The organism is Pseudothauera nasutitermitis (assembly GCF_004801295.1).
In the GTDB taxonomy this organism is placed as follows: Bacteria; Pseudomonadota; Gammaproteobacteria; order Burkholderiales; family Rhodocyclaceae; genus Pseudothauera; species Pseudothauera nasutitermitis.
The window spans coordinates 576,021-590,440 of record NZ_SSOC01000003.1 but is presented as its reverse complement, the minus strand read 5'-3'; the positions used below and the strand labels follow the sequence as shown (position 1 = coordinate 590,440).

General features: G+C 67.4%; 16 protein-coding genes. 9 read left to right on the top strand and 7 right to left on the bottom strand.

All coding sequences use genetic code 11. The features are described 5' to 3' along the window. Nucleotides 1-4: 4 nt before the first annotated feature. Together murU and E6C76_RS10070 are read right to left on the bottom strand one after the other, a co-directional pair. Complete coding sequence (gene murU, locus E6C76_RS10075; protein WP_136348081.1) at nt 5-730, bottom strand: N-acetylmuramate alpha-1-phosphate uridylyltransferase MurU; 726 nt, start codon at nt 728-730, stop codon at nt 5-7. Nucleotides 731-740: 10 nt separating this feature from the next. Next, nucleotides 741-1,754, bottom strand: coding sequence for an aminoglycoside phosphotransferase family protein (locus tag E6C76_RS10070; protein WP_136348080.1), 1,014 nt, complete (start codon nt 1,752-1,754; stop codon nt 741-743). Nucleotides 1,755-1,878: 124 nt separating this feature from the next. Between E6C76_RS10070 and lptD the strand changes: the two genes are divergently transcribed. From lptD to rsmA, 4 genes are read left to right on the top strand one after another with little or no spacing between them, the layout of a single operon-like run. Then, a complete protein-coding gene (gene lptD / locus E6C76_RS10065) occupies nt 1,879-4,449 on the top strand; it encodes an LPS-assembly protein LptD (protein ID WP_136348079.1) in 2,571 nt (856 codons plus the stop codon). 16 nt (nt 4,450-4,465) lie between these two features. Then, entirely contained in the window at nt 4,466-5,782 is a 1,317-nt protein-coding gene (locus E6C76_RS10060) for a peptidylprolyl isomerase (RefSeq protein WP_136348078.1), read from the top strand. Beyond that, nucleotides 5,751-6,749 (top strand): 4-hydroxythreonine-4-phosphate dehydrogenase PdxA, encoded by a 999-nt coding sequence (pdxA, locus tag E6C76_RS10055; RefSeq protein ID WP_136348077.1) that lies wholly within the window; start codon nt 5,751-5,753, stop codon nt 6,747-6,749. Before E6C76_RS10060 ends, pdxA begins: the two co-directional genes overlap by 32 nt. A 27-nt stretch (nt 6,750-6,776) precedes the next feature. Further along, entirely contained in the window at nt 6,777-7,556 is a 780-nt protein-coding gene (rsmA, locus tag E6C76_RS10050) for a 16S rRNA (adenine(1518)-N(6)/adenine(1519)-N(6))-dimethyltransferase RsmA (protein ID WP_136348076.1), read from the top strand. A gap of 71 nt (nt 7,557-7,627) precedes the next feature. Here the strand turns inward: rsmA and E6C76_RS10045 are convergent, their stop codons facing one another. Further along, nucleotides 7,628-7,819 (bottom strand): YgaP family membrane protein, encoded by a 192-nt coding sequence (locus E6C76_RS10045; RefSeq protein ID WP_136348075.1) that lies wholly within the window; start codon nt 7,817-7,819, stop codon nt 7,628-7,630. Between the two features lie 123 nt (nt 7,820-7,942). Further along, a complete protein-coding gene (locus E6C76_RS10040) occupies nt 7,943-8,680 on the bottom strand; it encodes a helix-turn-helix domain-containing protein (protein WP_136348074.1) in 738 nt (245 codons plus the stop codon). A 193-nt stretch (nt 8,681-8,873) separates the two neighbouring features. On the opposite strand from E6C76_RS10040, the gene E6C76_RS10035 reads away from it, so the two are divergent. Further along, nucleotides 8,874-9,230, top strand: coding sequence for a helix-turn-helix domain-containing protein (locus E6C76_RS10035; protein WP_136348073.1), 357 nt, complete (start codon nt 8,874-8,876; stop codon nt 9,228-9,230). A gap of 135 nt (nt 9,231-9,365) precedes the next feature. Next, nucleotides 9,366-9,755, top strand: a complete 390-nt coding sequence (locus E6C76_RS10030; RefSeq protein WP_136348072.1) for a hypothetical protein — start codon at nt 9,366-9,368, stop codon at nt 9,753-9,755. Here the strand turns inward: E6C76_RS10030 and E6C76_RS10025 are convergent. Beyond that, complete coding sequence (locus tag E6C76_RS10025) at nt 9,752-10,417, bottom strand: Crp/Fnr family transcriptional regulator (RefSeq protein WP_136348071.1); 666 nt, start codon at nt 10,415-10,417, stop codon at nt 9,752-9,754. The two genes, E6C76_RS10030 and E6C76_RS10025, sit on opposite strands and share 4 nt — an antisense overlap. Nucleotides 10,418-10,420: 3 nt before the next feature. After that, nucleotides 10,421-11,182, bottom strand: a complete 762-nt coding sequence (gene xth / locus E6C76_RS10020) for an exodeoxyribonuclease III (protein WP_136348070.1) — start codon at nt 11,180-11,182, stop codon at nt 10,421-10,423. 323 nt (nt 11,183-11,505) lie between these two features. Here xth and E6C76_RS10015 point away from each other — a divergent pair, with 323 nt between their 5' ends. The 3 genes from E6C76_RS10015 to E6C76_RS10005 all read left to right on the top strand — a co-directional run bounded on the left by E6C76_RS10015 (nt 11,506) and on the right by E6C76_RS10005 (nt 13,658). Further along, nucleotides 11,506-11,808, top strand: a complete 303-nt coding sequence (locus E6C76_RS10015) for a toxin-antitoxin system TumE family protein (RefSeq protein WP_230976220.1) — start codon at nt 11,506-11,508, stop codon at nt 11,806-11,808. A 3-nt stretch (nt 11,809-11,811) separates the two neighbouring features. Then, complete coding sequence (locus E6C76_RS10010) at nt 11,812-12,186, top strand: HVO_A0114 family putative DNA-binding protein (RefSeq protein WP_136348069.1); 375 nt, start codon at nt 11,812-11,814, stop codon at nt 12,184-12,186. A 269-nt stretch (nt 12,187-12,455) separates the two neighbouring features. Next, nucleotides 12,456-13,658 (top strand): MFS transporter, encoded by a 1,203-nt coding sequence (locus tag E6C76_RS10005; RefSeq protein ID WP_136348068.1) that lies wholly within the window; start codon nt 12,456-12,458, stop codon nt 13,656-13,658. Here the strand turns inward: E6C76_RS10005 and E6C76_RS10000 are convergent. Next, nucleotides 13,630-14,397, bottom strand: coding sequence for a sulfite exporter TauE/SafE family protein (locus E6C76_RS10000; protein WP_211090174.1), 768 nt, complete (start codon nt 14,395-14,397; stop codon nt 13,630-13,632). The two genes, E6C76_RS10005 and E6C76_RS10000, sit on opposite strands and share 29 nt — an antisense overlap. Nucleotides 14,398-14,420: the final 23 nt, after the last annotated feature.

Sequence of the window (14,420 nt, the reverse complement as noted above, 5' to 3'; positions counted from 1 at the left end):
TATGTCACGGCGCTCCGGCGAGGTCGCCGGCGCGCAGGCGCTGGTCCAGCGCCTGCAACTGGGCGGGCGTGCCGATGTTTTCCCATAGGCCGTCGTAGCGTTCGCCGGTGGCGAGGCCGGCGGCGATGGCGCGGCGGTAGAGCGGGCCCATGGCGGCTCTGGCGCCGGGCGCGAGGTGGGCGAAGCTGCGGCTGTCGTAGAGGCCGATGTTGCCAAAGGTGAGCTTGTCGGCGCCGTCGCCGTGCAGCCGGCCCGCATCGTCCAGGGCGAAGTCGCCGTCGGGGTGGAAGGCCGGGTTGGGCACCATGACGAGGTGCATCCTCGGCTCCGGGGCGTCCGCCATGCGGGCCGCCAGCGGCAGCAGCCTGCGGTAGTCGTAGCCGCAGTGGATGTCGCCGGAGACGACCAGGAAGACGCTGCCGGCGCCCGTGGTGCCTTCGGCCAGCAGCGGCAGGGCCTGGGCGATGCCGCCGGCGGTTTCCAGGGCTTCCGTTTCGGCGGAGTAGTGCAGCCGGACGCCGAACCGGGTGCCGTCGCCGAGGGCGGCTTCGATCTTCTCGCCCAGCCAGGCGTGGTTGATGACGATGTCGCGCAGGCCGGCGCGGGCCAGGGCTTCGATCTGCCACACGATCAGGGGCTTGCCGCCGGCCGCCAGCAGGGGTTTGGGGCAGGTGTCGGTGAGCGGGCGCATGCGCTCGCCGCGCCCGGCGGCCAGGATCATCGCGCGCATCGGCGGGGGCTCAGAAGGTGTAGCCGAACTCGACCGGTTCGGGTTCCAGGCGGTCGAGCAGCCTGAGCAGCGGCGTGAGTTCGCCATAGCGCTTGCAGCTTGCGCGCAGGTAGGCGAACACCCGCGGCATGTCCTTCAGGTAGCCGTCCTTGCTGTCGCGGTGGTAGAGGCGGGCGAAGATGCCCAGCACCTTGAGGTGGCGCTGCACGCCCATCCACTCGAAGTCGCGGTGGAAGTCGGCGAAGTGCTCGCGCACCGGCAGGCCGATCTTGCGCGCGGTGTCCCAGTAGCGCGCCAGCAGGTCGAGGACGAAGCCTTCTTCCCAGTGGATGTAGGCATCCTTGAACAGCGATGCGAGATCGTAGGTGATGGGGCCGTAGACGGCATCCTGGAAGTCGATGATGCCGGGGTTGCGGCCGTCTTCCAGGTACATCAGGTTGCGCGAGTGGTAGTCGCGGTGCACGAAGACGCGCGGTTCGGCGAGGTTGACCGCGAGGATGCGCTCGAAGGCACGGTCGAGCTGGGCGCGTTCGTCGCCGCCGAGGGCATGGCCCTTGTGGCGGGCCACGTACCATTCGGGGAACAGCGCGAGTTCGCGGGCGAGCAGTTCGCGTGAGTACTCGGGCAGCACGCCCGGCCGGCTGGCCGCCTGGATGGCCGCCAGGCTGCCCAGGGCGTCGGCGTACAGGCTGTGTGCGCGGCCCGCGTCTGTTGGGTCGAGCACGTCCAGGTAGGTGCGGCTGCCGAGGTCGGAGAGCAGCAGGAAGCCTTGCTCCGCGTCGCGCGCGAGCACTTCCGGGACGTGTGCCCCGGTGGCGCCGAACAGTTCGGCGACGGCGAGCCAGGGGCGGCAGTCTTCGTGTTCCGGCGGAGCGTCCATGACGATGCGCGCCGGCGCGCCGTCGGCGAACTGCACGCGGAAGTAGCGGCGGAAGCTGGCATCGGCCGAGGCCGGGGTGATGTCGAAGGCGCGATCCGGCAGTTGCGCCGCGAGCCACTGGCGCAGTTGTTCGATTCGATGCAAACCGGTTCTCCGCGAACGTTCGTGTAGAATCGCCGAGTTTATCAAAGGCATGGTGCGCGCCGCGCGCGCGGGCCACTTTTTTCGGACGGGGAGCGCTTTGCCGGACTTTGGTTTGAAGACACGGATGAAGGTGATTCCGCTGCTGCTGTGCTGGGTGTCCGGCGGCGCATTGGCAAGTGGTCTTCCGGCCCTGGTGGTCTCGCCCGATCTGGTGAGGGAGCGGCCCGGCAAGACGCCGGTGGTGCGCCCCGCTGCAACGCAAACCCCTGCTCCCGCACCAGCACCGTCCGTGCAGCCGCCTGCCAGCCGTCCTGCCGCCGGTACGGCCGGTCCTGGCCTTGCGCCCGCCCCGGCGGCGCCAGGAACCGAAGTACGGCCAGTGACCGGGCATGGCGAGCCGAGCGATGCACCGACCGTCGCGCCGACCCCTCCGGCAAGCTCTGCTCCGGCGCCTGCCGCCGCCAGTCCTGCGGCGGTTGTCCCTGCGCGTGCGGCGCCCACCGTGGACATCGTCCCGGTGCCCGGCGCTTCGACGGGCGACGGGCGCGAGGCCACGGAAGTTTCGGCGCTGCGCATCCGTGGGACACGTGCCGTCGAACTGGCCGCCGAAGGCGAGGCCGAGCTTCAGCGCGGCGCCTTGACGCTGACTGCCGACCGGCTGACGTATCGCGAACTGACCGACGAGGCAGTCGCCGAAGGCAATGTGCGCCTGGTCCAGGGCACCGACGAGGTGTCCGGCCCGGCCGCGCGCATCGTCGTCGGGGAGCGTACCGGCGAGTTCGAATCACCGAGCTATTCGTTGACCCGCCGCTCCGAACCCGAGCCCGGCGAGGTGCCGCGCGAGATCGTCGGCAGCGGGCAGGCCGAGGCGCTGCAGTTCGAAGGCGAGAACCAGTACCGTTTGCGCAACGCGACCTGGACCAGTTGCAGTCCAGCCGACCCGGATTGGTACGTGAAGGCGCGCGATCTGCACCTCGATTACGACACCGAGGTCGGTACGCTGCGCGACGGCACGGTGGTTTTCAAGGATGTGCCGATCCTCTGGCTGCCGTGGGCGGACTTTCCGCTCACCGCGCGCCGCCAGTCCGGCCTGCTGGCGCCGACCTTCGGGACCTCGAACCGCACCGGGGTGGATTTCACCCAGCCGTACTACTGGAACATTGCACCCAATTACGATGCAACCATTTCCCCGCGCTTCATGAGCCGGCGTGGATTGCAGCTGGGTGGAGAGTTTCGCTACCTGAACGCGGACTATCAGGGCGAACTGCGCGCTGAATGGTTACCCAAGGACCGGGTGGCGGGTATCGAGCGGCGACTGGGCTCGCTTCAGCACCAGCACCGGATCACGCCTCGTCTGCGCGCTTCGCTGGACCTGAATTCCGTATCGGACGACGACTATTTCGAGGATCTCAGCTCGCGGGTTTCAGTGGCCTCGAAAGTCAACCTGCTGCGCCAGGGGCGGCTGGATTATCAAGGCGCGGACTGGTGGTCTGCCTCGGCGCTCTGGCAGCGTTACCAGACGCTTTCCGGTACTGAACCCTATCGCAAGCTTCCACAGCTGGCTTTGAACGCCAACCGCGCAGATATGCCGTGGGGCACGGTATGGACGTTCAATGGGCAATACACGGATTTCGACCACCCCGACAAGGACCTGATCCGGGGCGGATATCGGGTTTATACCCCCGGAAACCGTCTGGTGCTGTACCCGCAGGTTGCGCTGCCGATCGAGCGCGCCGGCTTTTACATTACACCGAAGATCGGTTTGCATTACACGCGCTACAAGCTGGACGAGCCATACGACATCGCCAAGGGCAAGACTTCGATTACCCGGTCGGTGCCGATCTTTTCCGTGGATAGCGGCCTGAACTTCGAGCGGGAAGCCACGCTGTTTGGCAATGATTATGTCCAGACTCTCGAGCCGCGGGTGTTCTATGTCAGATCGCCGGGGCGTGACCAGGATGCAATTCCACTGTTCGACACGTATCGCTACGACTTCAGCTTCGCGCAGATGTTCTCGGAGATGCCGTATAGCGGACATGACCGGATCGCCGACAACGACCAGGTCACGGTAGCGCTTACCTCGCGCCTGATCGATCCGCGGACGGGCGCAGAGCGGCTGTATGCGGCGATCGGCCAGCGTCATTATTTTTCCGATCAGGAAGTGGGGCTGCCGGGAGAAACGTTGCGGGTTGATCGCCGTACCGACATCCTTGCTGCACTGGGGGGGCAGATCAGCGCCAGTACTGCGCTGAGCAGTGCCTGGCAGTACAACCCCCGCGAAAGCCAGACCGAACGGTTTACGGTGGGCGCCAGATGGCAGCCGGAGTTCGGCAAAGCGCTCAACCTCAATTACCGCTGGACGCGTGATGTACTGCGCGATGTCGATGTTTCCGCACAATGGCCGCTGGGCGGCAACTGGTACGGGGTCGGCCGGCTGACCCGGTCGATCAAGGATCGACGCGTGACCGAGGCCATTGCCGGCTTCGAGTACAACGGTGGCTGCTGGGTGTTCCGTACCGTCGCACACCGTTTTGCCACGACGGAAGACCGCGTCACCCAATCCCTCTTCTTCCAGCTCGAACTGAACGGCCTGGCGAGCATCGGCTCCAATCCGGTGGGTCTGCTCAAACGCAGCGTATCGGGCTATGGCAAGATCAACGAACCCGGTTCCGGGCGCATCTTCGGTACAGACTGAAACCACATCGACACTCATGAAACGACTGATTTTCCGATTCGGATTTTTCCTGCTCGCCTGCTCCGCCGGCCTGGCCCAGCCACTGGCCGCCGCGCCGCGCCCGGTCGAGGTCGACCGCATCGTCGCGGTGGTCAATAACGAAGTGATCACCGCGCTGCAGCTGCGCGAACGGCTCGATCAGGCGGTTCGCCGCCTGGAGCGCCAGGGCACGCAACTGCCGCCGCGCGAAGTGCTGGAGCGGCAGATGCTCGAACGCCTGATCATCGAGCGGGCGCAGCTCCAGCTTGCCCGGGAAAACGCCATCCGCGTGGATGAAGCCACGCTGGAGCGTGCGATGGAGCGCATCGCGCAGAGCAACGGGCTGACCATCGAGGGCCTGCGTGAAGCCCTGGCCAGGGACGGCGTGTCCTGGCAGCGCTTCAGCGAAGAAGTGCGCACTGAACTGCTGATCACCCGTTTGCGCGAACGGGAGGTCGACAGCCGCATCGTGGTGACCGAGGCGGAGGTGGACAACTTCCTCGCCAACAACCCGGAAGCACTGTCCGGGCGCGAATACCATGTCGCGCACATCCTGCTGCGCGCGCCCGAAGGCGCCTCCCCGGAGCAGATCGATGCCCTGGTCGCGCGCGCCGAAGAGGTCGTCCGCCGTCTGGAAGGCGGCGAGGATTTCGGCAGCGTGGCGGCCGAACTGTCCGACGCACCGGACGCCATGAACGGCGGCGATTTCGGCTGGCGTACGCCGGACCGCATGCCGGCGCTGTTCGCCGAAATCGTTGGCGAACTGAGCCCCGGACAGGTTTCCCCGGTGCTGCGCAGCGCTGCCGGCCTGCACCTGGTCAAGCTGCTCGACGAGCGCGGCGGATCGGCCAGTGGCGCGGACAACGTGGAACAGACGCGGGTCAGCCACATTCTCATCCGCACCTCCGAAGTGGTGTCCGACGAGGATGCCGAGAACCGCCTGCGCGGCCTGCGCGAACGCATCGTTCATGGCAGCGCGGATTTCGCGGAACTGGCGCGTGCCCATTCCGCCGATCTGTCCGCGGCCAAGGGCGGGGAACTGGGGTGGATCTATCCCGGCGATACCGTGCCGGAATTCGAGCGCGCGATGAATGCCCTGGCGCCGGGCGAGGTCAGCGAGCCGGTGCGCTCGCCGTTCGGTTGGCACCTGATCAAGGTGTATGAGCGCCGGGTGCAGGATGTTTCCGAAGAGCGCCGCCGCGCGGTGGCGCGGGGCGCGCTGCGCGAGCGCAAGGCGGAGGATGCCTTCGAGGACTGGGTCCGCCAGTTGCGCGACAGTACCTATGTCGAATACCGGCTCGAAGAGCAGGAATGATCTTCCCGTGCTCGCCGTGACCAGCGGCGAGCCGGCGGGTATCGGTCCGGAATTGTGTGCCCGCCTGGCGGGGCGCGCCTGGCCGGCAAACCTGGTGGTGCTGGGCGATGCCACGCTGATCGAACAGCGTGCCGCCTGCGCCGGCATCGCCGTCCGCCTGCGCGAATACCGCCCGGGGCAGGCCCCGCGCACCGATGTGCTCGACGTGCTGCACTGTCCGCTGGCGGTGCCCGCGCGTGCCGGGGTGGTCGATCCTGCCAATGCGCGCTACGTGCTTGCCCTGCTCGACCGCGCGCTGGCCGGCTGCCGTTCCGGCGAATTCGCCGGCATGGTCACCGCCCCGGTGCACAAAGGGGTGATCAACGACGGCGGCGTGCCATTTTCCGGGCATACCGAATATCTCGCCGAGCACACCGGCACCGCGCGGGTGGTGATGATGCTGGTCGGCGGCGGCCTGCGCGTCGCACTGGCCACCACCCACCTGCCGCTGCGCGCGGTGGCGGACGCCATCACCCCCGCAGTGCTCGAGGAAACCCTGCGCATCCTGCACCACGACCTGCGCACGCGCTTCGGCCTGCCGGCGCCGCGTATCCTGGTCGCCGGGCTCAACCCGCATGCGGGTGAAGGCGGGCACATGGGGCGCGAGGAAATCGACGTGATCGTGCCGGTGCTCGACCGCCTGCGCGCCGAGGGCATGCAGTTGCTCGGCCCCCTGCCGGCGGACACGCTGTTCGTGCCGCACGCGCTCGAACAGGGCGATGCGGTGCTCGCCATGTACCACGACCAGGGCCTGCCCGTGCTCAAGCACGCCAGCTTCGGCGGCGGGGTGAACGTCACCCTCGGGCTGCCCATCGTGCGCACCTCGGTGGACCACGGCACCGCGCTCGATCTGGCCGGCAGCGGGCGGGCCGATCCGGGCAGCCTGTTCGCCGCCGTCGAACTGGCGGCGCGCATGGCGCGCGCCTGAGTTCTCCACTTCTTTTCCGGTTCGTACATGGAACACCGCGCACGCAAGCGTTTCGGGCAGAACTTCCTGTCCGATCCCAACATCATCCGCAAGATCGTCGAAGCCATCCGTCCGCAGGCCGACGATCGGGTCGTCGAGATCGGCCCCGGCCTGGGCGCGCTCACCGAGCCGCTGCTCGAACGCCTCGCCCACCTGCACGTGGTGGAGATCGACCGCGACCTGATCGCCCGCCTGCACGAACGCTGGCCGGCCGAACGTGTCACGGTGCACGAGGGCGATGCCCTCAAGTTTGATTTCGGCGCGCTGGCGGACGGCGGGAAAGCGCTGCGCGTAGTGGGCAATCTGCCCTACAACATCTCCACGCCGCTGCTGTTCCATCTGGCCGGCTTTGCCGGCGCGGTGCGCGACATGACTTTCATGCTGCAGAAGGAAGTGGTGATGCGCATGGTCGCCGAGCCGGGCAGCGACGAGTATGGCCGCCTGTCGGTGATGCTGCAGTACCGTTTCCGCATGGGCCGCCTGTTCGACGTGCCGCCGGGCGCCTTCCGGCCGGCGCCCAAGGTCATGAGCAGCATCGTGCGCATGGTGCCGCTGCCGCCCGAGGCACTGCTGGCGGACGATGAGGAACTGCTCGGCAGGATCGTCGCGGCGGCCTTCGGCCAGCGCCGCAAGACCCTGCGCAACACCTTGCGCGACTATCTCGGCGAAGCGGACTTTGCCGCCCTGGGCCTGGATGCCGGCCTGCGCGCCGAGCGCCTCGGTGTAGCCGACTACGTGGCCATCGCCAACCACGTCGCGCGTCGCTGAGCGCGGGCGCAGGCGTCAACGAAAAAGGGCCGGGTTGCCCCGGCCCACACGCCGTCCGGCGCCCTCCGGGCTCAGTCCTTTTTCAGCGGGCAGGTGTTCAGGCCGATCAGCAGATAGGCCGGGCACCAGCCCATCAGGCCGGTGGCCAGCGGCAGTACGCCGATCCACGCCCATACCGGGCCACCCAGCAGCGCCCAGGCGATCAGCGCGATGCCGACCACGATGCGCAGGATCTTGTCGATGCCCCCCACGTTGGCTTTCATGATGCTCCCTCCTCAGGAATGATCGAGTGAGGGCGATTGGAGCATTCCGCCCCGGCCCGGTCTGTAACCCCGGTCACATAGCGTGCGGCCGTGTGTGGGGAGGCGGTCGTTTTGGCTCCGCGCTTATTGAACGAGCCCGGCGAACCAGATGACCTGGCCGAGCACGGCGAAGTCGGTGCCGGGCTGGGTGGTGTCGATCTCGTACTCGCGGTAGAGGCGGTTGTCCGAGATCACCTTCACGATGCCGCCGGGCAGGGCCTCCAGGCGTTTGCACACTTCCTCTTCGCCCAGGCGCACCACGTAGATGCCGCTCGACACCGCGGTGCGCGAGGCGTCCAGCACGACGGTCCAGCCGGCCTGCAGGGTCGGGGACATCGAGTCTCCCTTGACGCGCACGAGGAACAGGTTGGCCGGCCTGGCGCCGATGGTACGGAGGAAGGCCTTCGAGAACAGCAGGGCGTCCGGTTGCGCATCCCGGTTCGCGGCGCCGTGGCCGGCGGACGCGCGCGCATGACGGTAGTGGCGGATCGGCACGAACTCTTCGGCGATGCGGATCGTTGCGGCCCACGCCTGATAGTCGTCTTCGGGCAGCAGGATGTCCGACGCCGCGCGGGACTGATCCGGTGTTTGCTCCGCCTCTTGCCCGGAGGGCAGCGCGTTTACGGCTGCTGCGATGGCCGGCGGCGGCCGGAAGAGCGTCTTGATGCCTCCCGGGCCGCCTCTTCCCTGCACCTGCCTGGACGGCCAGCCCTCGCGCTGAGCCTTGTCGCGGCACCCTCTGGCGGTTCCTGGAAGACCAGGAATGCCTCTCGCACTCAGTTGCGCCATGTCCTCGGCGGACAGCCATAGTTCAACTTCCATACTTCAGTCTCATGTACGGAAATTGAGTGCGGCGGTTTCTGAACGAGAACGGAAAGCGGCAATCCGTCGATTTTCAGCTAAACATGCAGAATTTACGGCTCTTGCCATATACGGCATGTTCGGAAGAGTTGACATGTTCGAAGATTTATTCCTAACATGCCATCCATCGCAACCCGACCAAGAGCAGCGAACGATGGCAACCGCACTCGTGAAAAAAGCCAGTCGAGACTGGCACCCGGCCGACATCAAGGCAGCCTTGGAGAAGAAGGGTTGGACGCTGCGCGCCCTTGCCGCGCACCACGGCCTTTCGTCCTCTTCCCCGCTGTCACACACCTTTCTGCGCAGCTACCCGCTGAACGAGAAGCGCATCGCCGAGGCCATCGGCGTGCCCGTGCAGAAGATCTGGCCGAGCCGGTACTACCCGGACGGCACGCCCCGTCTGCGCGGGCTGCGCGGCATGCGCACGCAGGGGAAGTCTACCCCGATCAATTGCCAACGCAATGGCAATAGCAGGGAGGCGACGTACCGTGCGGTCCGCATGCCGGCATAGTGCATATGCCCTATTGGAGGATCGATACCCACGGGCAGGAATCGCGCGCTGTTCCGGCCTATCCGGGGCCGGCTCTGTCCGATGCCCGCAGGGCCGCGGGTGATGGGTGGGGGCACAACGCGCGGACAGGGCTCCGTGCCGGTCTGCGTGGTGGCCACGCTCCAGGCCGCCGGGTTCCGGGCGACCCGGGTGCAGACCCGCGTGTTCAGCCTGGTTGCGGCTTCGCCGGTGCCGATCGCGGCGGACGACATCATCCGGCTGCTGTTCGCCGAGGGCGCTTCAACCAGTTCCTCGTCGGCACACCGCACCTTGCACGAGCTGACCCTGGCCGGTCTGCTGCTGCGCGAGTGGGTTCCGGGACGGACCGGGGCGCGCGCGGTGTATTCGATTCATGCGGACAGGACGGTCGGCTGTCGCACGGCTGCCGGGGAAGGAGCCGGCGAAGGCAGGACGGAATCTTGCCCGCCGGGGACATCGTGCCGGATGGCGCGTGCGGGGCGCGGGGGAGTCTGTACGTCGCCCTAGCGGGTGCCGGTGGCCAGTTCGCGCAGGCCGGCGGCGTCGAGCACTTCCACCTGTTCGCGCCCCAGGCGCACCAGCCCCTGCTCCGCAAACCCCTTCAGCAGGCGGCTGACGATCTCGCGTACGCTGCCCAGTTCGTCGGCCAGTTGCTGGTGGGTGGTGCGCAGCATGCGGCCCTTGCCGAGCAGCAGCGCGGCGAGGCGCTGGTCGAGACGCTGGAAGGCGACCGCCTCGATCAACTGCATCAGGTCGGCGATGCGTTCGGCGAACAGGTTGAAGACGAAGGTGCGGAAGGCCGGCTCGCCGAGCAGTTCGTCGAACACCGCACCGGGCAGCAGCATCAGCAGGGTTTCCGTCTCGGTGATGCCGCGCGCGTTATAGGCGCTGTGCGCCAGCAGGCAGGACGAGGAGATCACGCAGGTCTCGCCCGCGGCCACGCGGTACAGCGGCAGTTCGCGCCCGCTGGGCGCGGCCTTCAGCACGCGTACCGAGCCTTCCACCACGAACGGGAAACCCTCGCAGGCCTGCAGATCGTCGAACAGCAACTGCCCGGCGGGCAGGCGCACCCAGCTCGCCGCACCCAGCAGACGTGCGCGGGCCTCGGCGGGCAACGCGTCGAGTACCGGGTAGCGCGTGGCGAGTTGATCGGCGTCGAGTATCGGCATGGCTCAGGCTTGCAGATCGAGGATCACCGGGGCGTGGTCCGAGGGGCGCTCCAGCTTGCGTGGCGTCTTGTCCACCATGCATTGCCGGACACGCTCACGCAAGGCGGTGGATACCAGCAGATGGTCGATGCGCAGGCCGAAATTGCGGCGGAACGCGCCCATGCGGTAGTCCCACCACGAGTAGCTGCGCTCGGGCTGCTCGAACAGGCGGAAGGCGTCGTGCAGGCCCAGATCGAGCAGCGCCGCGAAGGCCGCGCGTTCATCGGCGGAAACGTGGATCTCGTCCTTCCAGTCCGGGTGGGCGTCCCGCGCTTCCGGTGCGATGTTGAAGTCGCCGGCCAGCACCAGGCGCGGATGGCGGGCGAGCTCATCGCGCAGCCAGGCGGTCAGCGCCGCCAGCCAGTCCATCTTGTAGGCGAACTTGTCGGAGCCTACCGCCTGGCCGTTGGGGAAATAGCCGCACACCACGCGGATGCCGCCCACGCTGGCGGTGATGATGCGCTTCTGCGCGTCCGCGAAGCCCGGGATGTCGCGCACGACGTCCTGCGGCGTTTCACGGGTGAGGATGGCCACGCCGTTGTAGGTCTTCTGTCCGTTGAACACCGCCTGGTAGCCGGCGGCTTCCAGCTCCGCGGCGGGGAAGGCATGGTCCTCCATCTTGAGTTCCTGCAGGCACAGCGCGTCGGGCTGGTTGGCGGCCAGCCAGTCGAGCACGTGGGGCAGGCGGACCTTGAGGGAATTGACGTTCCAGGTGGCGATTTTCATGGTATGGGCGATTTCTTTTAATTTCAGGTGCTTGTGCGGGTATCTTGCCTGATTTTTCACTCTGGCTACCCATCTAGCTACCCACTTTCGGGGCACTGTGAGCGTGGAGTCCGTGTTGCGCAGATGCAACCATGGTATCAGCGAGCGGACTTGTTCCGCTCGATCATGGCCTGCACGCTGGCCGCTGAATCATCTGCCGATCTTCACTGGCTCCAGCATGCCGTCCCTGGCCATCCTGTAAATCGTCGAGCGGGACATACCGGCTTGGCTTCGATTGGGCGCATCTGAAACTATTCCATATTGCCTGTTTCGGATATATCTGTATGATGCAATATATGGGTGCGACACTCATTCACCGCAGCAAGGAAACCAGGGCCGATGGCGTGACCATCGAAATGGTCATCTGGTCGGTGGACCCGGCGGTAGCGGGCTCCGCGCACGAATACAAGTATCGGCTCTATGCGGGTCGGGCGGGTCGTACGCTGGTGCGCTACGACAACGAGGCGGGCAAGGGCGACCACAAGCACGTCGGTGCGGATGAAGCGGAAGTGCCGTTCCGCTTCGTGTCCATGCAGCAAGCGGTGTCCGACTTCCTGGCGGACGTGGCGCGTTTGACGGGGGAATGAATCATGGCAAATCTGGCGATCATCGGAATCACCGACTGGGCGGCCACGCAGACGCGGGTGCGCGACGTGGCGCGCTGCGTCGATGCCTGCGAGAACCTGCCGGAGGGCGATTACTACCTGGGCTTTGCCGATGCGGCGCAGCTGTTGGCCGAGTTGCCGCCGCGCCGGCTTGATACGCTGCGTGCCATCAAGCACCTGGGGCCGGCATCCATCTATGCCGTGGCCAAGGCGCTCGGGCGCAATTACTCGAACGTGCATGCCGACGTGCAGAAGCTGGTCGGGCATGGCTTGGTGGAAAAGCAGGCGGACGGGCGTGTCGTGGTACCGTGGGCGGACGTAGTGGTCAGGGTGGATGCTTCGCTGCTTAGTGCTGCTTAGTGCTGCGCTATCAGCCCTGTGCAGTTTCATCGCTGCGCGCTCGCCTGAAGTTCGCATCGTCCTGGCTGTAGGCCGGGGCGTCGAACACAATTTTTGATCCGGCGCGCGCGCGTCGGGCGGGCGGCTTCTGTGGCATCCTACCGGCGCTTCGAATTGTGCAGGATGCCACGGGAACGTGCCTGGTGCGTGCCTCGTCGGCATCCTTGTGCCTCCCACGTGGTCTTCCGCCGTGCCGGATCGGCGGCCATCCAACCGAACCGATACCCGCGATGAACGACAAGACGGACTCGCGTATTCCGCGCGGGGTGTGGATCCTCGGCGGCGTGAGCCTGCTGATGGACATTTCGTCCGAGATGATCCACAGCCTGCTGCCGCTGTTCATGGTCGCCGGGCTGGGCGCCAGCGCGCTGGTGATCGGCTTGATCGAGGGGGTGGCCGAGGCCACCGCGCAGATCGTCAAGGTGTTCTCCGGCGTGTTGAGCGACTATCTCGGCAAGCGCAAATGGCTGGCCGTGGCCGGCTATGGCCTGGGGGCGCTGAGCAAGCCGCTGTTCGCACTGGCCCAGGGCGTCGGGCTGGTGTTCACCGCGCGCTTCATCGACCGCATCGGCAAGGGCATCCGGGGGGCGCCGCGCGATGCCCTGGTGGCCGACGTGACGCCGCGCCATCTGCGTGGCGAGGCCTACGGGCTGCGGCAGTCGCTGGATACCGTCGGCGCGTTCGCCGGACCGCTGCTCGCCGTGGGGCTGATGCTGCTGTGGGCCAACGATTTCCGCCTGATCTTCTGGGTCGCGGTGATTCCCGCGGTGCTGTCGGTGGCCCTGCTGGTCTTCGGCCTGCGCGAGCCGCCGGTGCGCGATCCCGCCAAGCCGCGCACCAATCCGATCCGCCGCGAGAACCTGCGCCGCCTGCCGGCCGCGTACTGGTGGGTGGTGGCGCTGGGCGCGGTGTTCACCCTGGCGCGTTTCTCCGAGGCCTTCCTGGTGCTGCGCGCCGAGCAACTGGGCATTGCGTTGGCTGTGGTGCCGCTGGTCATGGTGGCGATGAATCTGGTGTATGCGCTGTGCGCCTACCCGTTCGGCTGGCTGTCGGACCGCATCAGCCGGCGCGCGCTGCTGGCCTGGGGGCTGGTGGTGCTGATTGTGGCGGATCTGGTGCTGGCCGCGAGCGACGGCTGGCCTTTGCTGCTGGTCGGCGTGGGGCTGTGGGGCGTGCACATGGGCATGACCCAGGGTCTGCTGGCGGCCATGGTGGCCGACAGCGCACCGGCCGATCTGCGCGGCACGGCCTTTGGTTTCTTCAATCTGCTCAGCGGGGTGGCCTTGCTGCTGGCCAGCGTGATCGCCGGTGTGCTGTGGGACACCCTGGGGGCGTCGATGACTTTCCACGCCGGCGCGCTGTTCAGCGCCCTGGCACTGGCGGTTCTGCTGTGCCGTCCCGGAGTCAGAGCCGCGGCGCTGCCAGGCCGGTGAGCAGGCGCGGCAGCGAGGAGGCCAGCAAGGCCAGGCCGGAGACGGTGAGCAGGCCGAGGACGATCTGCCGGAAGCGCGTTTCGCCGAGGCCGTTGTAGACGCGCGTGCCGAGCAGGGCGGGCAGCAGCAGGGCGGGCGCGACGACGGCGAAGTGGGGCAGCATGTCGCGGGTGACCATGCCGGTTGCCAGATAGGCCGCCATGGCGGCCAGCAGCATCGCCAGGTTGAAGTTCTGCACCACCGTGCGCAGCGCATGCTTGTCGAAGCCGCGCAGCGTGCCCCACAGCGTGGGCAGCGTGCCGGTGAACCCGCCCAGGCCGGCCAGCACGCCGCCGCCCAGGCCCACGGCGGCATCGGCCAGCACGCCGCCGCGCGTAATGCGCGGCAGGTGGCGGGCCATCAGCATGGCGGGGCACCACAGCACCAGCAGCGTGCCCAGGAGGGTCCTGAACCAGAGCATGTCCAGGTGGGGCAGCAGCAGGACGCCCAGGGGCAGGCCGCACAGCCCGCCGAGCACGAAGGGCCCCAGCAGGCGCGGATCGAAGGCGCGGCGCACCGCGGCGGCTGCGATGAGCTGGCCGGTGAGGGCGCCGAACACCGCCAGCGCGGCGGCCAGGCGCGGTTCCAGCACCCAGGCCCAGACCGACACGGCGACCAGGCCGAAGCCGAAACCCGAAAGGCCCTGCACGAAGCCGGCCAGCCCCGCCCCCAGGATCACCACCCAGATCACCGAATCCACGCCCTGCCCTCCCGTTGAGGGGA